This window comes from Terrabacter sp. Soil810 (assembly GCF_001429645.1).
Lineage (GTDB): Bacteria > Actinomycetota > Actinomycetes > Actinomycetales > Dermatophilaceae > Terrabacter.
Genome location: NZ_LMSW01000011.1, coordinates 1,581,274 through 1,598,997 on the forward strand (window position 1 = coordinate 1,581,274; position 17,724 = coordinate 1,598,997).

Genomic DNA, 17,724 nt, shown 5'->3' on the forward strand with positions numbered 1-17,724 from the left:
CTCCGCATGAGCAAGGTTGAGCAGCCCTACGCGTACCGCCGACGCGAGCTCGTCGAGCCCGACTGGACGCGTTTCCCGGGCTGGACGGGCGTCACCCAGGCCGACTGGGACAGCGCGCAGTGGCAGCGGGTCAACTGTGTCAGGAACATCAAGCAGTTGCGAGCCCTCATGGGTAACCTGCTCGACGACCGCTTCTACGACGACCTCGCCAAGGACCAGAGCGAGCGCGCGACGATGTCGATGCTCGTCCCGCCGCAGATGCTCAACACGATGGTGCCCGCGACCGACTCGCCGATGCCGTCGGCCGGCCACGACTTCACCGAGGCCTTCTACGCCGACCCGATCCGCAACTACATGCTGCCGGTCTTCTCCGACCGCCGCACCGACTGGCCGTCGCACCCGCACGCCTCGCGCGACTCCCTGCACGAGCACGACATGTGGGTGGCCGAGGGCCTGACGCACCGCTACCCCACCAAGGTGCTCGCCGAGCTGCTCCCCACCTGCCCCCAGTACTGCGGGCACTGCACGCGCATGGACCTCGTCGGCAACTCCACGCCGCAGGTCGCCAAGCTGAAGTTCGACCTCAAGCCGGTCGACCGCTACGCCGCGATGCTCGACTACCTCCGCACCTCGCCCGTCGTGCGCGACGTCGTGGTCTCCGGTGGCGACGTCGCCAACATGCCGTGGAAGAACCTCGAGGCGTTCATCGACCAGCTCCTCGACATCGAGAACATCCGCGACATCCGCCTCGCGACGAAGGCCCTCATGGGGCTGCCGCAGCACTGGTTCGCCGAGGACGTCGTCGAGGGCGTCGGTCGCGTGTCGGCCAAGGCCCGCTCGCGCGGCGTCTCCCTCGCCATCCACACGCACGTCAACAACGCCCAGTCCCTGACGCCGTCCGTCGCCCGCGCCTCGAAGGCCATGCTCGACGCCGGTGTCCGTGACGTCCGCAACCAGGGCGTGCTCATGCGCGGCGTCAACGACACGACCGAGCAGCTGCTCGACCTGTGCTTCGGGCTCGCCGACGGCGCCCAGATCACGCCGTACTACTTCTACATGTGCGACATGATCCCCTTCGCCGAGCACTGGCGGCTCTCGCTCGCCGAGGCCCAGCACCTCCAGCACTCGATGATGGGCTACCTCCCCGGCTTCTCGACCCCGCGCATCGTGTGCGACGTGCCGTTCGTCGGCAAGCGCTGGGTGCACCAGGTCGAGGAGTACGACACCGAACGCGGCATCTCCTACTGGCGCAAGAACTACCGCACCTCGATCGAGGGCGACGACACCGAGGCCATGTCGCGCGAGTACGTCTACTACGACCCGATCTACACGCTGCCCGAGTCGGGCCAGCAGTGGTGGCACCAGTCGGTGGACCACGAGTCGGTCCTGGCCGACGCGACCGAGAAGGCGGCGGTGAGCCGCGCAGCCGCCGAGTCGCAGCTCACCGTCTGACCGAGCATCCACGCGCGCGCATTGACCGAGGAGACGGGGACGAGATGACCGGCCGGCTGCTCGAGCTCTGCATCGACGCGAACGACCCGGCCCGGCTCGCGGGATTCTGGGCCGGGCTGCTGGAGCGGGAGACCTCGGACGACGGACTGACCCTCCTGCCGCGTGAGGACCCGGATCTCGTGATCCGGTTCCTGCCGACGCAGCGCCCGAAGACCGGCCCGAACCAGGTCCACCTGCACCTGACGAGCAGCTCGGACGAGGAGCAGCGGTCGACGGTGGCTCGCGCCCTCGAGCTGGGCGGCCGCCACCTCGACGTGGGGCAGACCCCCGAGGAGGGGCACATCGTGCTCGCCGACCCGGAGGGCAACGAGCTGTGCGTCATCGAGGCGGGCAACCGCTTCCTCGCCGACACCGCCTTCCTCGGGGAGCTCGCCTGCGACGGGTCACGCGAGGTCGGGCTCTTCTGGAGCGGGGCGCTCGGCTGGCCGCTGGTCTGGGACCAGGACGAGGAGACGGCGATCCAGTCGCCCCTGGGTGGCGCCAAGATCGCGTGGGGCGGTCCACCCGTCAGGCCGAGGTCCGGGCCCAACCGGATCCACTTCCACCTCGCTCCCGTGGGGCCGGGCGACGAGCAGGACGAGGTGAGGCGTCTGACGGCGCTCGGCGCGTCGCCGATCGGCGACGTCCGCGACGAGTCCGGCTGGCTGAGCATGTCCGACCCGGACGGCAACGAGTTCTGCGTTCCGGCGCCCCGCTAGCGCCCCCGTAGACTGCGCCGGTGACTTCCCGCTCCCCCGGCACCCGCGTCCGCATGCCCCGCGCCGAGCGTGAGGCACAGATGCTGGCGGTCGCCGAGCAGGTCTTCTCGTCGCGCGGCATCCAGGCTGCGACGATGGACGAGATCGCCGAGCTCGTCGGGGTGACCAAGCCTCTCATCTACGACTACTTCGGGTCGAAGGAGGGTCTGCTCGCAGCGACGATCGAGCGGGCCCGCGGCCAGCTGCTGACCGCCCTCATCGACTCGTGGGTGGCCCAGCCCGGCGCCCCGGCACGCGACCGGGTGCGCGGGGTCGTCCACGCCTTCTTCTCCTTCATCGACGACCACGACCAGGCGTTCGCGCTGCTGCGCACCGAGGGCGCGCTCATCGGCGAGGCCTCGGCGTCGGTCGAACGCATCCGCCAGCAGACCGCCAAGGCCTTCGCGGAGGGCCTGCGGACGCTCCCGGCCTTCGAGGCCCTCGAGGCCCGCCGTGTCACGGTCATGGCCGAGATCCTCATCGGCGGGTGCGAGCGCCTCGCCGTCTGGCGCAGCACGCACCCGGGCACCACCGCGGACGAGGCCACCGAGCTCGTCGTCACGACCATCTGGGACGGTCTCGCGTCGGTCGGCGACGCCTGATGGCGAGACAGCGCTCGGCCGACGGTCCGTCGACGCCCGCCACCGTGGCCCTCGACCGGGCCGGCGTCACCTACTCGCGCCACCCCTACGAGCACGACGCGGCAGCGACGAGCTACGGCCGCGAGGCGGCCGCGGCCCTGGGCGTCGACCCGGCGCAGGTCTTCAAGACGCTCCTCGTCGACACCGGTTCGACCCTCGCCGTGGGCGTCGTCCCCGTCGACGGCCAGCTCGACCTCAAGGCCGTCGCGTCGGCGCTCGGCGTCAAGAGCGTGACCATGGCCGACCCCGCGGCGGCAGAGCGCAGCACGGGCTACGTCGTCGGCGGCATCTCCCCCGTGGGGCAGAAACGCACGTTGCCGACGGTCCTCGACGACACGGCATACGGCTTCGGGACGGTCTACGTCTCCGGCGGCCGTCGCGGCTTCGACATCGGCCTCTCCCCGGCAGACCTCGCGACGGTGACCGGCGCCCTCCGCGCCCGGATCGGTCGGGCATGACCCTGACCGACGACGCGCCCCGCGAGGCGCCGGCCCGTTCTCGCGTGCCACAGCTGCGGCTCGTGCTCGTCCTCGCCGCGCTGACGATGGTCGGGCCGTTCACCATCGACGCGATCTTCCCGGCCTTCGAGGTGATGACGCGCGAGCTCGGCGTCGACACGGTCGCCATGCAGCAGACGGTCAGCGTCTACCTCGTCGCGTTCGCGGTCGCCAGCCTCTTCCACGGGTCGCTGTCGGACGCCCTCGGTCGTCGCCCCGTCATCCTCGTGGGCTGCGCCGCGTATGCCGTCACCAGTGCCTTCTGCGCCCTGGCACCGAGCATGCCGCTCCTGCTGTGTGCCCGCGGCGCGCAGGGCCTCGTGGCCGGCGCCGGGATGATCGTCGGGCGCACGGTCGTGCGCGACCTCTTCGACGGGGCGCAGGCGCAGCGCTTCATGAGCCACATCTCGATGATCTTCGCCATCGCGCCCGCACTCGCACCCATCGTCGGGGGATGGGTGCTCGGCTGGGGGTCGTGGCGCACGATCTTCTGGGTGCTGGCGGCGTACGGCGTCGCCCTCGTCGTGCTGACGGCGACGTCGCTGCCGGAGACGCACCCGGCCGACGAGCGCGTTCCGTTCCGGCCGAGGCCGCTGCTCGCGTCGTTCACCTCGGCCGCCGGCGACGGCGCGGTGCTCCGCCTGAGCGCCGCGATCGCCCTCAACTTCGGTGCGCTCTTCCTCTACATCTCCTCGGCGCCGGCGATCGTCGTCGACCACCTGGGTCTGGGTGAGCGCGACTTCGGTGTGCTCTTCGTGCCGCTCGTGGTGACGATGATGCTCGGGTCTTTCCTCACGGGACGTCTCGCCGGTCGGGTGCGCCAAGGGGTTTTCGTCCTCGTCGGCTTCCTCGTGGCCCTTGCCGGCGGTGTCTTCGCCGTCGCCTACCAGGCGCTCGTCGACGTGCCGGCCCTGCCGTGGACCGTGCTGCCCGTGGCTGCCGCCTCGCTCGGCGTCTCCCTCGTCTTCCCGATCCTCACCATCGCCCTGCTCGACCTGCGGCCGCGCGAGCGTGGTGCCGTCTCGTCGTTCCAGTCCTTCCTCAGCACGTGCGTCAACGCCCTCGTGGCGGGCGCGGTCTCACCGCTCGTGAGCGGGTCGCTGACGACGCTCGCCGTCGTCGCGGGGTCGATGACGCTCTCGGCACTCGTGCTCTGGTCGTGGCATCGACGACGGATGCGTGCCCGTGCCGGAGCTGCCACCGCCCCCGACGTCGTGGTGGTCCCGTCACCCGCACCGGAGCCGATCGACCAGCTCTGAGTGCTGCGCCCGCGAGGAGCAGGACATCGCCCTGTCGGCTCGGGTTCAGGGGGTCTCGCGCGGCATGGCGGACGCGCTGCGGGCCTCCCACGGCGTCGACAGCACGACGGTGGTGCGGGTCGCGACGTTGGCCGCCGACCGGATGCGGGCGAGCAGGTCCTCGAGGTTGCCGGGCGTCGCGACTCGAACCTTGAGGATGTAGCTCTCGACCCCGGCCACCGAGTGGCAGTCCTCGATCTCGGTGATGTGCCGCAGCCGCTCGGGCACGTCGTCGGGCGCGCTGGGGTCGAAGGGCGTCACCGAGATGAGTGCCGTGAGCGGCAGGCCGAGCGACTCCGGGGACACCTGCGCCGTGTAGCCCGTCACGACCCCACGCTCCTCGAGCCGCCGGACGCGCTGGTGCACCGCCGAGGTCGACAGGCCCGTGGCCTTGCCGAGGTCCGTGTAGCTCATCCGGCCGTCCGCGAGCAGCAGGCCGACGAGGCGACGGTCGAGATCTTCCATGGCCGAAGGGTAGACCAGCGGTTATGGGCCGGGTGGTCCATTCCTCATGCCGGTACGCCCGCCCGGGAGGAGGGGCGGGCGTACGCGGTGGGGGCCGTGCCTGCTGGGCCCTCCCTTCCCCGCTCGGTCCGGGTCAGGGGAAGGAGACCACGTTGCTCGGCACGCCGACGGCCGAGGAGTCGACCGGCGCCCCGGTGTCGTTGACGACGTGGTCGAGCGTCCCGGCACCCAGCTGCACCGTGAGGAGGGAGTGCAGGCGTACGCCGGGGGTGACGGGGACCTCGAAGCCCCGCGTCGCGTGGATGGTCGGGTCGACGTTCGTGTAGATGTAGCTGCCACCGCCCCACAGCTCGTGGGTGCGGACGGTGTCGGCGACCTTGTAGCCGGCCCACCCGAGGACGCCGTCGTGCTGCCAGGCGGTCTGGTCCGGCGCGTCGTAGGGCAGCTCGTTCTGGTAGAACACCGTGCGGCCGCGCTCACCGTTCCAGACGGTGTTGTACTCCCGGAAGTGCTCGGAGAAGAGGCCGGTCGCGGTCACGTCGTCGCCGTTGACGACGACGCCGTGCTCGGCGGGGTTGACGGTCCACCCGACCCCCTGGCCGTGGTCGGCCCGCCAGGCCCAGATGTCGTCGAGCAGCGTGTGGTCGCTGTTGACCTCGAGGCCGACGGTGGCGCGGCCGGCGAAGGGACCCCCGACGCGGAGGAAGACGTCGAGCAGGGTCGTGGGGTTGCCGGCGTCGGAGCGCGTCGCCGCGCGCCCGCTGCCGACACGGACGAGGGCCGGCGAGCTCACGGGCCCGGCGTCGACCATGAGGCCGCCCACGACCACTCCCGGCACGTCCCCGATGACGAGAGGCACGGCTCCCCCACGTGCCGTGAGGCTCGCGAGGCCCATGGCGAGGACGACGGTGTCGGCACGGCGCACGGTGATGCTGCGGTCGGTGTCATAGACCCCCGGCGTCAGCAGGAGGTGCTTCCCGCGGGCGAGCTGGCTGTTGATCGTCGTCACCGAGTCGGTCGGGCGCGCGACGAAGAAGTCGGACAGCGGGATCGACCGGCCCGGTGTCTGGCCGTTCGCCCACGTGACGCCGGACGAGTCGGCCGTGGCCGACGGGACCCGCACCTGCCACGTGCCGTCTGCGTCGACGTAGAGGAAGGGACGCTCACGGCTCACCGGTGTCGTGACGAGCGTCGTGTAGGGCGGGCTCGGGAAGGAGGTGGCCGGTGCCCCGTCGACCCCGGAGAAGACTTGGTTCCACACCGCGTTGGACCAGCCGCCGATCTCGCTGTTGCGCACGAGGTACTGCTGCTGCGAGCCGTTGACGACGAAGCCGGTCCGCGAGTCGGCGATGAACCCGCCGCTGGCGAACTGCGGGCCTGCGGTGCAGTAGTCCATCAGCGTGAGGTTGCCGCCGACGATGTTGACCCGGCGCATCGGCGCGGCCTGCGACGCCGCCCAGAAGTTGCCGGACGCGCGGCAGTCCGACAGCCCCATGACGTTGATCGTGAGGTTGGACAGCGACCGCCAGAAGTTGTTGAGGGCGATGCAGTTGTCGGGCGCCAGGCACCGGTTGTAGACGTCGACGTGCCCGTTGATGACGACGTCGGTGGGCAGCGCGCCGAGTCCCGCGACCTCGGTGTAGTAGCCGACCTGCACGATGAGCGGCTCTTCGCGGGTGCCGTACGTCCCGGGCTTGAACAGGAGGGTGTAGCGCGAGGCGCCCATCTCGTTGTCGACCTGCTCCTCGTAGATCGCGTCGACGCTCGCACGGATGGCGGCCACGGACATGCTGGGGTCATAGACGCGCACGTTGGGTCCGAGATCCGGCGCGGCCGCAGTCCGGGGCGCCGCCGAGGCGCTGCCGGGTGACACGAGAGCCACGAGGGCCACGGCGGTCGCGAGCGCCGCGAGCACGGCAGCGGCCCGACGTGCCCGGCGTCCGCGGGCGGGGGTGGACGTGGGGCCAGCACTGCGAGACGTCATCGTCGTCGGCTCTCCGCGAGGGGTGCGCTCCGGGTGGTTGCGCCTGACGTCATCATCGTGGCGCCACCGGGCCTCGGCAACCCGTGCCGTCGTCGCCGCCCGGTACCCTCTCGCGTATGCCGTCCCGAGCCCCCAGGATGCTCCTGCTCGACTCCGCGTCCCTCTACTTCCGTGCCTTCTTCGGCGTGCCCGAGGTGATCGGGCCGAGCGGGGTGCCCACCAACGCGGTCCGCGGCCTGCTCGACATGATCGCCTCGCTCGTCGAGCGCGGCCGCCCGACGCACCTCGTCGCCTGCTGGGACAACGACTGGCGCCCGGCCTTCCGGGTCGAGGCCATCCCGTCCTACAAGGCCCACCGCGTCGCCGAGCCGGGCCCCGACGAGCTCGCCGGCGAGTCGGTTCCGGAGGCCCTCGGGGTGCAGGTGCCGATCATCGTCGACGCGCTGACGGCGCTCGGCATCGCCCGGGTCGGCGTCGACGGCTACGAGGCCGACGACGTCATCGGGACCTTGGCCACGGCGTTCAGCGGCCGCATGCCGGTCGACATCGTCACCGGCGACCGCGACCTCTTCCAGCTCGTCGACGACGCCAACCACGTGCGCGTCGTCTACACCGCCCGTGGTGGCGTGCGCTCCCCCGACCTCGTCGACCAAGCCTTCCTGTCGCAGAAGTACGGCGTCACCACCGGGCCCGCCTACGCCGACATGGCGGTCCTGCGCGGTGACACGAGCGACGGACTGCCGGGCGTGGCGGGCATCGGCGAGAAGACCGCCGCCAAGCTGATCACCACCTACGGCACCCTCGAGGCGATCCGGGCCGCGATCGACAACGGCGACCCCGCCATCAAGGGCGCCCAGCGCGCCCGTCTCGAGGCGGCCGGCGACTACCTCGACGCGGCGCCGCGCGTCGTGGCCGTGGCCAAGGACGCCGCGGTGCCCGACATCGACCTCGCCGCGCCGACGTCCGTCGCCGACCCGGCCCTCATGTCGCGGCTGGCGGTCGAGCACGGGCTCACGTCGTCCTTCGACCGCGTCATCTCCGCCCTCGGGATCGACTGACCGGCGCAGCGCCCACCGAACCGCTCGACCGGTCACGGTACGGTCACGTCTCGGCCGGCCGGAGGGGCTCCTGAGCGTCCTCGGCAGGCCCGCAGGTCACCACCGGGGTGCGGAAAGGCGCATACTGAAGGGTGCCCACCCACGGAACGCCCGACCGCCGTCGCCACCTCTCCAGCAGCCCCTTCAGACCGGCTCCGGCGCCGGACATCGAGCAGTTCTCGGTCGGTGACAGGGTCTCGCACCTGCGTCACGGCCTCGGTGTGGTCGTGGCGTGCAGCCCGGCGACGGTCACCCTGCGCTTCGAGTCGGGCGTGGTCCGCGTCAACAGCCCGTTCGACCGTCTGACGCGGCTCTGACACGGCTCTGACACGGCCCTGGGCCGAGCCCGGCGGGTGTGCCGGACCGGCACGGGCACCGTCCCGTGGCCGAGTCCTCGGTCCCGTGGTCGGGCGCGACCGGCACGGCTCGACTCACGTCAGGCAAGCCGAAAGGCCGGCCCCCGCAGGGGGACCGGCCTTCGTCGTACGGACTGTGGGTCCGTCGAGATCAGCGAGCGATCAGAGAGCGCGGACGCGCATCGCCTGCGGGCCCTTGGGACCCTGCTCGACGTCGAACTCGACGGCCTGGTTCTCCTCGAGGCTGCGGTAGCCGTTGCCCGTGATCTCCGAGTAGTGGACGAAGACGTCGGGACCCTCGGTCGGGGCGATGAAGCCGAAGCCCTTCTCCGAGTTGAACCACTTGACGGTTCCCTGTGCCATGTTTTCTCCTTTGGGTGGAAGTGAGTCGTTGCTTGTCAGCGACCCCCGGTCGGCAGAGACGCGACCACTCCAGAAACCCTGAAGAAACAGTTGCGCTCGCAGATGCGTTCCATGCGAGCGTGTAAAGACACGAGCACCAAAAACGCCGACCGGTGCCGCAACCATAGCCGACGGGGTGCCCCGGGCGACAATCGTGCAACGGGCGCCCGACGCTCAGCGGACTCGTGGGAGTCAGTCCAGCCGGTCGGCGGCGACGACACCCCGCAGGACGCCCTCGCTCGCCCGCCGCGCCGTCGTCGCCAGGTCCGGATCCGCCGCATCGGTCAGCTGCCCGAGCAGGTCGATGACCTGCTTGCACCGGCGCACGAAGTCGCCGGCTGCGAGGTCGGTCCCACGCAGCACGTCCTCCAGACGCTGGCCGCTCGCCCACCGGTGCATCGCCCAGGCGAGGCCACCGTCCGGCATACCCGTGCGCGGCAGCGCCAGGGCGCCCTCGGCGTCCTCGAGGTCGGACCAGATCCGGATCATCCGGTCGTACGCCTCGCGCACGTCGTCGTTGGGCCACCGCGGGGTGAGCCCACCCTCCTCGCGGCGCGGCTCGTGCACCAGGGTCGAGACGATCGCCGCCAGCGACGGCGGGTCGAGACGGCGCCAGACACCCTCGCGCAGCGACTCCGCCGCGAGCAGGTCCTTCTCCGTGTAGAGCTGGCGCAGGCGGTCGCCGTCACCGGTGACCGTCTGGCCGCCTGCTCCGAGGTAGCCCATCTCGACGAGCAGCTCGCAGATGCGGTCGAAGGTCTTGGCGACGGAGTTGGTGCGGCCGTCGATCTTGCGCTGGATGCCGTCGGTCTCACGGCGCAGCCGCCACCACCGCTCGGCCCAGCGGGCATGGTTCTCGCGGTCGGGGCAGCGGTGGCACGGGTGCGCCTTCATCCTCCGGCGCAGCTCGTCGACGCGGTCGTCGACCGGGTCGGCCTCGGCCTGACGGCGCCGCGGCGGTGGGTCGTGCGGCATCGTCGCGCGCAGGGTCGCCGCCAGGTCACGACGTGCCTTGGGGTTGCGGGCGTTGAACTGCTTCGGCACGCGCATCGAGCCGAGCGGCTCCAGCGGCGTCGGGACGTCGTGCAGGGTGAGACGGCGCAGCTGGTGGTCCTCGGTGACGACGGCGGGAGACGCCGACTCCCCCTTGCCGCCGCGGTTGGGCATGACTACCACGGCCAGGCCGCTGTGGCGTCCGGCGGGGATGCGCACGATGTCGCCGATCTTCAGCGACTCCAAGGAGATCGCCGCGGCCGTGCGCATCGACGCGGACCGGGCCTTGGCGCCCTCCTTCTCGACGTCGCGGATCTCGTTGCGGATCGCGGCGTACTCCGAGAAGTCGCCGAGGTGGCACGTCATCTGCTCGGCGTAGCCGGCGAGGGCCTCCTCGTTGCGACGGACCGTGCGGACGAAGCCGACGACGGCACGGTCTGCCTGGAACTGCGCGAAGGACGTCTCGAGGATCTCTCGGGCGCTCTCCCGGCCGAACTGGCGCACGAGGTTGACGGCCATGTTGTAGGTCGGCCGGAAGCTCGAGCGCAGCGGGTACGTGCGCGTCGACGCGAGGCCCGCGACCCCCGCCGGGTCGAGACCGCGGTTCCAGAGCACGACGGCATGACCCTCGATGTCGATGCCGCGGCGGCCGGCACGCCCGGTGAGCTGGGTGTACTCGGCGGGCGAGATGTCGACGTGGTTCTCGCCGTCGAACTTCACGAGCTTCTCGAGCACCACGGTCCGCGCCGGCATGTTGATGCCCAGGGCCAAGGTCTCGGTCGCGAAGACCGCCCTGACCCGGCCGGCGGTGAACAGCTCCTCGACGATCTCGCGGAACGTCGGCAGCATGCCGGCGTGGTGGGCGGCGAACCCGCGGGACAGACCGTCGACGAAGTCCCAGTAGCCGAGCACCGACAGGTCCTCCTCGGCCAGGCCCTGGATGCGCTCCTCGACGAGGCGGCGGTTGGCCTCCCCCTCGGACTCGGGGATGAGGCGCATGCCGCTCGACAGCAGCTGACCCACCGCGCCGTCACAGCCCGCCCGGCTGAAGATGAACGTGATCGCCGGCAGCAGACCCTCGCGCTCCAGACGCTCGATGACCTCGGCGCGGGTGGCTCCCCCACCGGGTCGCCCACCGCGGGCGAAGCCGCGGCCACCGTCGCCGCCTCCGGGCCCACGGCCTGCCGGTGCGTCGTTGCCGCGCCGACCCCGTCCGGCCCAGTCGTCCCGGCCACCACGACCCCCACCGCCGGACCCGCCACGCCCGGCCTTGCCCCGCGGACGGCCCTTGTCCCGGCCGCCCCGCGAGCTGACCCAGTGCGAGTCCCACGCGCCACGGCCCTCGGTGCCCCGGATGGCGTGCACCAGGTCGGGGTTGACGCTCACCGCGTAGCGCCCGGGCGCCGCCTCGAAGTGCTCGTCGTCCTGGCCGGCGTCACGCTCCTCGACGAACAGGTCGAAGAGCGTCTGGCCGACCATCATGTGCTGCCACAGCGGCACCGGACGGTGCTCCGAGACGATGACCTCGGTGTCGCCGCGCACCTCGCCGAGCCACGCGCCGAACTCCTCGGCGTTGCTCACGGTCGCCGACAGCGAGACGACGCTGACGTCGGGAGGCAGGTGGATGATGACCTCCTCCCACACCGCCCCGCGGAAGCGGTCGGCGAGGTAGTGGACCTCGTCCATGACGACCCAGCCGAGCCCGCGAAGTGTCGTCGACCCGGCATACATCATGTTGCGCAGGACCTCGGTCGTCATGACGACGATCGGGGCCTCGCCGTTGATCGAGGCGTCGCCGGTCAGCAGGCCCACCCGGTCGGCGCCGTGGACGCGCACCAGGTCGGCGTACTTCTGGTTGGACAGGGCCTTGATCGGCGTCGTGTAGAACGCCTTGCGTCCCGTGGCGAGTGCCAGGTGCACGGCGAACTCGCCGACGATCGTCTTGCCGGCGCCCGTCGGGGCCGCCACGAGGACGCCGCGGCCCTCCTCGACCGCCCGGCACGCCTCCGTCTGGAAGTCGTCGAGCGGGAAGTCGAGCTGCGCGGCGAACTCGGCCAACCTCGGCCACGTGGCGATCACGCGAGCACCTCCTTGGGGGTCACGACGTGCAGGGCACCGGGCACGACCTCGGCGTCGATCGGGAGGTCGGCGAACGTCTCGCCATCGGCTTGTGAATGGATACCGCTCGCCTCCAAGCGAACTCGCCGGGCGCGAAGGATCTCGACGGCCGGGTGGGTGGTGTGGGTTCCGGAGTAGACCTTGGGAAAGACCCGGAGGAACGACGGGATCGACAACGCGTGGACGATCAGGACGTCGAAGAGACCGTCGGTGACGTCGGCATCGGGACACACGCGCATGCCTCCACCGAACGACGTCGTGTTGGCGACGGCCACCAGCATCGCTCGCGTCTCGAGGCGGTGACCGTCGAGCTCCACGGCATACGGGATCGGTCGGAAGACCGGGAGCTCACGCAGGACCGCGAGGTTGTAGCGCATCTGCCCGCGGGGCCAGGTCATGCGTTGGGCGCGGGCGTTGACGACGGCGTCGAAGCCGGCCCCGAGGACGCCCCCGAACCACTTCTCCCCCGCGACCCCGTGGCTGACCCGGCCGAGGTCGATGTCGCGCGTGCGCCCCTCGGTGAGCAGCGCGACCGCTGCGCGGGCATCGCGGATGGGCAGTCCGAGGTTGCGCGCGAAGTCGTTGCCCGTGCCCGCGGCCACGACGGCGAGGCGCGACGACGTGCCCGCACAGAGGTTGACCCCGAGGTGCACCATGCCGTCGCCACCGACGACGACCACGGTGTCCACCCCGACCGAGACGGCCTCACGGGCCCGGGAACGGGCCTGCTGGTAGTCGCTGCCCGAGACGTCGACGACATCGTGACCGGCCTCGTGGAGCAGCCGACGCGTCTGGTCGCCGATCTCCCGTCCGACGCCCTTCCCGGAGGTGGGGTTGACGATCAGGGCGACGCGGTGGGACACACCCGAACGCTACAGGGCAGAGGCCTGGTCGTCGGGGACGTCCAACCAGTCGGGCTTGTGCTCGTCCTTGCGCCGGTCGAGCAGGAAGGCGACGCCGACCGAGGCGAAGTACAGGAGCACCATGGGACTGGCGAGGAAGAGCATGGTGTACGCGTCGGGCGTCGGGGTCATGATCGCCGCGAAGACGAGGATGATCATGACAGCCGGGCGCCAGCTCTTGAGCATGGCCTGCGCCCGGAGCACGCCGACGAGGTTGAGCGCGACGAGGAACACCGGCAGGAGGAACGCGCACCCGAACGCGACGATGAACTTGAGGACGAAGTTGAGGTACTGCGAGCCGTCCTGCAGGTTGTAGGCGCCCTCGGGGGTGAAGCCGAGCAGCACCGCCACGGCCTTGGGCACCATGATGAACGCGAAGAAGCAGCCCGCGAGGAACAGCGGCACCGCGGCGACGACGAAGAGCCGCGCGAGCAGCTTCTCCTTCTTCGTCAGGCCAGGGACGATGAAGCCCCAGATCTGGAAGAGCCAGACCGGCGAGGCGAGGATGAGCCCGACGAACAGCGAGGTCGTCAGCTGGAGCGCGAAGGCGTCCGTCATGCCGGCGAAGTTGATGTTGACGACACCCTCGCGACCGACCTGCAGATCGCGCAGGGGCTTGGTCAGGGCGTTGATGACCTGGTCGTAGTAGATCCACCCCAGGACCCCGCCGATGATGATCGCGATGGCGCTGATGGTGATGCGGTTGCGCAGCTCACGGAGGTGATCGCCGAGCGACATCCGCCCCTCGGGGTCGCGCTGGCGTCGCAGTGACGGCATTCAGGTGAGTCCGTGTGAGGAGTTCGGGATCCGACCCACTCAGAGCGTCGTGTCGCGACGGACGTCGTCCGTGCTGCTCGTCGTCGTCGGGGTCGGGGTCGGGGTGGCGTTGCCGGCGCGGAGGCGGTCGGCCTCGGCGCGGGCCTCGGCGGCGCGACGCTCGGCGTCGGCGAGGCGGGCCTCTGCGGCCCGACGCTCGGCGTCGGCGTCCACGACGTCACCGGGCACGGTGGTCTGGGAGGCGTCGCTCGGGACGGGCTTGCCGTCCTTCTTCAGCTCGTCGACCTCGGACTTGAAGACCCGGGCGGAGCGGCCGAGGCTGCGGGCCATGTCGGGGAGCTTCTTCCAGCCGAACAGGGCGATGAGCACGACCGCGATGATGATGAGTTCGGGGGCACCCAGGTTGGGCATGGTTACGTCTCCTCGTCGAAAGCCGGTCCGGATCCGAACCGTCATGGTGCAGCCTCGGTGCTGCAGGTGACCAGCATACGTGCGCCCGGTGAACCTGAGTCGTGCGGCGTCCATGAGAACGGTCAACTGACCGGTATGTGGGCACCGGTGGTCAGCTGGTGGACACCGGCCACGGGCGACTGGCGCGCCCGCGCTCAGTCCGCCGGGTCGTAGGCGGCCAGCGCGGAGCGGGCCTCGGCCGCCACCGCGTCGACCAGCTCGGGAGGCTCGACGACACGAGCCTCGCCACCGAGGCGGAGCACGAGCCGGCGCACGAGGGCAGGGTCTGCCACCTTGAGCGTCACACGCAGCGAGCCGTCAGGGCCGCGCTCGACGCCCTCGTTGGGGTAGTAGTCCGCGATCCAGGCCGCCCAGCGGCTCGCTTCGATGACGACCATGACGTCGTTCTCGCCCGGCACGAAGACGTCGTCGAGGTCGCGGGGACGGGCATCGTCCGGCGGCGTGCCGTCGACGTCGAGCGCCGTGGCCTCCTCGATCCGGTCGAGCCGGAAGAGGCGGACGTCCTCGGCGCGGTGGCAGTAGCCCTCGACGTACCACTGGGCGTCGAGGTTGAGGATGCGCATGATGTCGACGTCCCGCTCGGTCGACTCGTCGCGCGTCGCGACGTAGTAGCGCAGGTGGACGCGGCGCCCGCGCGCGAAGGCGCCCTTGAGCGTCGCCATCGCCTCGTGCTGGCTGCCGTCGTCGAGGTCGAGGTCGATGCGCCCCGTCGGCTCACCCACGGTCGTGGCGGCCGCGGCCCGGATCTTCTCGAGCGTGCGCTCCGCGACGTCCGAGCCGACGAGCGTCGACCCCAGTGCCTGCAGACCGGCCGTCAGGGTGACCGCCTCGTCGCGGGTCAGTCGCATCGGCGCCGCGATGTCGTCGGCGTTGTCGAGGTAGATGTGGCCGCTGTCCCACTGGGCGTCGATGAGCTCGGCGTGGCCGTAGCCGGGCGTGCCGCACACGAAGAGCAGCTCGAGGTCCTCGACGACCTGGTCCTCGTCGACCCCGAACTCGTGCGCCGCCTCGGCGATCGACACGCCGCGGTGCTGCAGCAGCCACGGGACCATGTCGAGCAGTCGCCCGAGGCGCTGCGTCGCCGTCTCGGGAGGCCGGCGTGCCGCCGTGCGTCGAGGCGCGCTCATGCCTGCTCCCCCGTCCGGGACTGCTCGTCGCCGGCTGGACCGACCTGCGCCGCGAGGACCGACTGCAGCGCCGACCGCACCCCGTCGACGAGCTCAGGCGGCGCCACGGCGACCGCGTGAGTGCCGAGCGCGACGACGTCGCGCTCGGTCGTGCCACGGCGGTAGGGCACCTCGATCTCGGCCCACCGCTCGTCGAGCTCCGTCGTGCGCTGCGCGTGGCGGCGCAGCGTGTGACCGCGGCCGTGGCGCACCCGGACGACGGCGGTGCCCGCAGGCTCGGGCAGCTGGGCCTCGAGGGCCACCTCGGGCACGTGGTCGGCCGGGACGGCATACGACCCCGCCCGGCCCTTGCGACGGACGGCGCCCTCGAACCGGCTGAGCCGGAAGGCGCGCTCGTCGCCTCGGTCGACGTCGAAGCCCGTGACGTACCAGCGGCCGTGCCAGTTCTTCAGCGCCCACGGCTGCACGTGGCGGGTCGTGAGCTCGCCGTCGTTCTTGCGGTAGTCGAAGGTGATCGGCTGCAGGGCCGACACCGCCGCGTGCACGGCCTCGAAGGCCGGCTCCTTGGTGCGGATCCGCGGCTCGGCGCCGGCGGCCACCGACTCGTCGATCTCGACGCCCGAGAGCCGCAGCTTGCGCAGGCCCGCGGACGCGGCGCCCGAGATGCTCGCCGTCGACCACGCACGGGCGGCCAGCGCCAGGGCGGCAACCTCGTCGGCCTCGAAGCTGATGGCCGGCAGGGTGGTCTCGCTCGCCTCGATGCGATAGCCGACCTCGTCGTCGAAGAGGACGTCGAGGACCGTCGTCGAGATGGGGATGCCCATCTCGCGCAGCTCGTCCTTGTCACGCTCGAACATCCGGTCGAACGCCTCGTCGGAGGTCGCCGCGGCATAGGCAGGCAGCGACTCGCGGATCTTCTGCTTCGAGACCGGTCGCCGCGCGGACTTCAGCGCGAGGATGAGGTTGAGCAGCCGTTCGGTCTTGTCGGCCGAGGCAGACGCAGGGCTCATCGAGACCTTCCTGAAGGGGCGCGGCGCATGGGGGCAGTCCGACGCTACCCGAACATGCGATCGAATAGGGTCAGCCCATGATCCAGTGGCGCCGGGGTGTCGTCATCGAGGTGCGCTCCCGCTGGGCGGGCGCGGTCGAGTATGCCGTCCGCCTCGCCTCCGACGAGGTCGTCCGCGCGCTCGGCTACGTCGAGGTCGTCGGCGACCTGCGTCCCGGGACCGCCGTCCTGCTCAACACCACGGCCCTCGAGCGCGGGCTCGGCACCGGTGGGCTCGCCATCGTCGTCGCCGCGCCGGACGCGCTCCCCCGCCCCGTCGACGACGTCGGCGCGGTGCCGGGCCACGTCGTCAAGGCGCGCTACACCCCGAGCCAGACCATGGTCCTCGGCGTCGACGAGCAGGACAGCGAGCACCACGCCGTGCTCGCCGACGCGGACGACCTCGCCGGTCTGCCGGTCGTCGTCGCCGACCTGCACTCCGCTCTCCCCGCGATCCTGGCCGGCCTGCGCGAGACCGCGCCGTCGCTGCGCGTCGCCTACGTCATGACCGACGGCGGCGCCCTGCCCATCGACTTCTCCCGCACCGTGGCCGGCCTGCGCGAGGCAGGCTGGCTCGAGGCGTCCGTCACGGTCGGGCAGGCCTTCGGCGGCGACCTCGAGGCCGTCAACGTCCACACCGGCCTGCTCGCCGCGCACCACGTCGTCGGCGCGGACGTCGTCGTCGTCTCGCAGGGCCCGGGCAACCTCGGCACGGGCACCCGGTGGGGCTTCTCCGGGACGTCCGCGGGAGAGGCCGTGAACGCCGCGGGGACCCTCGGCGGTCGGCCCGTCTGCGCGCTGCGCATCTCGGAGGCCGACCCGCGCGAGCGGCACCGCGGCGTCTCGCACCACAGCCTCACGGCATACGGCCGCGTGGCCCTGGTGCATGCCGACGTGCCCGTCCCGCGCCTCCCGGGCGACGTCGGCGCCCGGGTGACCGAGCAGGCGCGCCGGCTCGCCGAGGCGAGCGGGGGTCGCCTCGTGCTGCACGAGGTCGACACCGACGGCCTCGACACCGCTCTGCGCGAGGCGCCGGTCCCGCTGCGCACCATGGGCCGCGGATACGACGACGACCGCGCCGGATTTCTCGGCGCGGCCGTCGCGGGGCGGTATGCCGCCCGGCTGGCGAGCGTTCGCCGCGCGTCACACCTGGACTGACGAGCGATGCGAGCGAGTCGAGGAGGGAAGGCGCGACGTCAGGCGCGCCGAACCCGGCGAGCGAGGCGAGCCAGAGTCATCTGACGTCGTCGAGGTCGACGACGAAGATCAGCGCCTCGCCCGGCTTGATGGCGCCGCCGG

17 protein-coding genes and 1 pseudogene are annotated in these 17,724 nt (G+C 71.5%); 8 read left to right on the forward strand and 10 right to left on the reverse strand.

All coding sequences use genetic code 11. The annotated features are described in order from the left end of the window. Positions 1–6: 6 nt before the first annotated feature. The 5 genes from ASG96_RS13230 to ASG96_RS13250 are packed head-to-tail and all read left to right on the forward strand — an operon-like array spanning position 7 to position 4,646. Positions 7–1,452 (forward strand): KamA family radical SAM protein, encoded by a 1,446-nt coding sequence (locus ASG96_RS13230; RefSeq protein WP_056756797.1) that lies wholly within the window; start codon positions 7–9, stop codon positions 1,450–1,452. A 44-nt stretch (positions 1,453–1,496) separates the two neighbouring features. Beyond that, positions 1,497–2,210: a VOC family protein gene (locus ASG96_RS13235; RefSeq protein ID WP_056756799.1), complete on the forward strand. Its 714-nt coding sequence runs from the start codon at positions 1,497–1,499 to the stop codon at positions 2,208–2,210. 20 nt (positions 2,211–2,230) lie between these two features. Next, a complete protein-coding gene (locus ASG96_RS13240) occupies positions 2,231–2,851 on the forward strand; it encodes a TetR/AcrR family transcriptional regulator (RefSeq protein ID WP_056756806.1) in 621 nt (206 codons plus the stop codon). Further along, positions 2,851–3,348 carry a Cys-tRNA(Pro) deacylase gene (gene ybaK, locus ASG96_RS13245; RefSeq protein WP_056756809.1) on the forward strand — a complete coding sequence of 166 codons (498 nt, stop codon included), beginning with the start codon at positions 2,851–2,853 and terminating at the stop codon, positions 3,346–3,348. Before ASG96_RS13240 ends, ybaK begins: the two co-directional genes overlap by 1 nt. Next, positions 3,345–4,646 (forward strand): multidrug effflux MFS transporter, encoded by a 1,302-nt coding sequence (locus tag ASG96_RS13250; protein WP_056756815.1) that lies wholly within the window; start codon positions 3,345–3,347, stop codon positions 4,644–4,646. The genes ybaK and ASG96_RS13250 overlap by 4 nt, the downstream gene beginning before the upstream one ends. 45 nt (positions 4,647–4,691) lie before the next feature. On the opposite strand, the gene ASG96_RS13255 is transcribed toward ASG96_RS13250, so the two are convergent. Both ASG96_RS13255 and ASG96_RS13260 read right to left on the reverse strand, forming a co-directional pair. Then, positions 4,692–5,150 carry an Lrp/AsnC family transcriptional regulator gene (locus tag ASG96_RS13255; RefSeq protein WP_056756816.1) on the reverse strand — a complete coding sequence of 153 codons (459 nt, stop codon included), beginning with the start codon at positions 5,148–5,150 and terminating at the stop codon, positions 4,692–4,694. A 133-nt stretch (positions 5,151–5,283) separates the two neighbouring features. Further along, positions 5,284–7,134, reverse strand: coding sequence for a hypothetical protein (locus tag ASG96_RS13260; protein ID WP_057588180.1), 1,851 nt, complete (start codon positions 7,132–7,134; stop codon positions 5,284–5,286). A gap of 116 nt (positions 7,135–7,250) precedes the next feature. Here ASG96_RS13260 and ASG96_RS13265 point away from each other — a divergent pair, with 116 nt between their 5' ends. Then, positions 7,251–8,192 (forward strand): 5'-3' exonuclease, encoded by a 942-nt coding sequence (locus ASG96_RS13265; protein ID WP_056756818.1) that lies wholly within the window; start codon positions 7,251–7,253, stop codon positions 8,190–8,192. 131 nt (positions 8,193–8,323) lie between these two features. Next, entirely contained in the window at positions 8,324–8,548 is a 225-nt protein-coding gene (locus ASG96_RS13270) for a hypothetical protein (RefSeq protein WP_056756819.1), read from the forward strand. A 201-nt stretch (positions 8,549–8,749) separates the two neighbouring features. Here the strand turns inward: ASG96_RS13270 and ASG96_RS13275 are convergent, their stop codons facing one another. The 7 genes from ASG96_RS13275 to ASG96_RS13305 all read right to left on the reverse strand — a co-directional run bounded on the left by ASG96_RS13275 (position 8,750) and on the right by ASG96_RS13305 (position 16,387). Beyond that, on the reverse strand, positions 8,750–8,950 hold the full coding sequence (locus ASG96_RS13275) for a cold-shock protein (RefSeq protein ID WP_020144233.1): 201 nt from the start codon (positions 8,948–8,950) through the stop codon (positions 8,750–8,752). Between the two features lie 231 nt (positions 8,951–9,181). Continuing rightward, entirely contained in the window at positions 9,182–12,061 is a 2,880-nt protein-coding gene (locus ASG96_RS13280) for an RNA helicase (RefSeq protein ID WP_057588181.1), read from the reverse strand. After that, the gene (locus ASG96_RS13285; protein WP_057588182.1) at positions 12,058–12,963 is read right to left on the reverse strand and encodes a diacylglycerol kinase; all 906 of its coding nucleotides are present in this window, start codon (positions 12,961–12,963) and stop codon (positions 12,058–12,060) included. Before ASG96_RS13285 ends, ASG96_RS13280 begins: the two co-directional genes overlap by 4 nt. A 9-nt stretch (positions 12,964–12,972) precedes the next feature. Beyond that, positions 12,973–13,779, reverse strand: a complete 807-nt coding sequence (gene tatC, locus ASG96_RS13290; protein ID WP_235506623.1) for a twin-arginine translocase subunit TatC — start codon at positions 13,777–13,779, stop codon at positions 12,973–12,975. A gap of 39 nt (positions 13,780–13,818) precedes the next feature. Then, entirely contained in the window at positions 13,819–14,190 is a 372-nt protein-coding gene (gene tatA, locus ASG96_RS13295; RefSeq protein WP_056756833.1) for a Sec-independent protein translocase subunit TatA, read from the reverse strand. 194 nt (positions 14,191–14,384) lie between these two features. Continuing rightward, the gene (locus ASG96_RS13300; RefSeq protein WP_056756838.1) at positions 14,385–15,377 is read right to left on the reverse strand and encodes a YafY family protein; all 993 of its coding nucleotides are present in this window, start codon (positions 15,375–15,377) and stop codon (positions 14,385–14,387) included. Further along, the gene (locus ASG96_RS13305; RefSeq protein ID WP_056756839.1) at positions 15,374–16,387 is read right to left on the reverse strand and encodes a YafY family protein; all 1,014 of its coding nucleotides are present in this window, start codon (positions 16,385–16,387) and stop codon (positions 15,374–15,376) included. The genes ASG96_RS13300 and ASG96_RS13305 overlap by 4 nt, the downstream gene beginning before the upstream one ends. A 77-nt stretch (positions 16,388–16,464) precedes the next feature. Here ASG96_RS13305 and ASG96_RS13310 point away from each other — a divergent pair, with 77 nt between their 5' ends. Next, positions 16,465–17,583: a DUF3866 family protein gene (locus tag ASG96_RS13310; RefSeq protein ID WP_057588183.1), complete on the forward strand. Its 1,119-nt coding sequence runs from the start codon at positions 16,465–16,467 to the stop codon at positions 17,581–17,583. A 76-nt stretch (positions 17,584–17,659) separates the two neighbouring features. Here the strand turns inward: ASG96_RS13310 and ASG96_RS24230 are convergent. Continuing rightward, positions 17,660–17,724, reverse strand: a pseudogene (locus ASG96_RS24230) (FKBP-type peptidyl-prolyl cis-trans isomerase); the annotation flags it as partial.

Coding starts and splice junctions, on each gene's coding strand:
- ASG96_RS13250 (WP_056756815.1), top strand. CDS start 3,345: ATGACCCTGACCGACGACGCGCCCCGCGAGGCGCCGGCCCGTTCTCGC.
- ASG96_RS13310 (WP_057588183.1), top strand. CDS start 16,465: ATGATCCAGTGGCGCCGGGGTGTCGTCATCGAGGTGCGCTCCCGCTGG.
- ASG96_RS13255 (WP_056756816.1), bottom strand. CDS start 5,150: ATGGAAGATCTCGACCGTCGCCTCGTCGGCCTGCTGCTCGCGGACGGC.
- ASG96_RS13305 (WP_056756839.1), bottom strand. CDS start 16,387: ATGAGCCCTGCGTCTGCCTCGGCCGACAAGACCGAACGGCTGCTCAAC.
- ASG96_RS13300 (WP_056756838.1), bottom strand. CDS start 15,377: ATGAGCGCGCCTCGACGCACGGCGGCACGCCGGCCTCCCGAGACGGCG.
- ASG96_RS13265 (WP_056756818.1), top strand. CDS start 7,251: ATGCCGTCCCGAGCCCCCAGGATGCTCCTGCTCGACTCCGCGTCCCTC.
- tatC (WP_235506623.1), bottom strand. CDS start 13,779: ATGCCGTCACTGCGACGCCAGCGCGACCCCGAGGGGCGGATGTCGCTC.
- ASG96_RS13260 (WP_057588180.1), bottom strand. CDS start 7,134: ATGACGTCTCGCAGTGCTGGCCCCACGTCCACCCCCGCCCGCGGACGC.
- ASG96_RS13275 (WP_020144233.1), bottom strand. CDS start 8,950: ATGGCACAGGGAACCGTCAAGTGGTTCAACTCGGAGAAGGGCTTCGGC.
- ybaK (WP_056756809.1), top strand. CDS start 2,851: ATGGCGAGACAGCGCTCGGCCGACGGTCCGTCGACGCCCGCCACCGTG.
- tatA (WP_056756833.1), bottom strand. CDS start 14,190: ATGCCCAACCTGGGTGCCCCCGAACTCATCATCATCGCGGTCGTGCTC.
- ASG96_RS13230 (WP_056756797.1), top strand. CDS start 7: ATGAGCAAGGTTGAGCAGCCCTACGCGTACCGCCGACGCGAGCTCGTC.
- ASG96_RS13235 (WP_056756799.1), top strand. CDS start 1,497: ATGACCGGCCGGCTGCTCGAGCTCTGCATCGACGCGAACGACCCGGCC.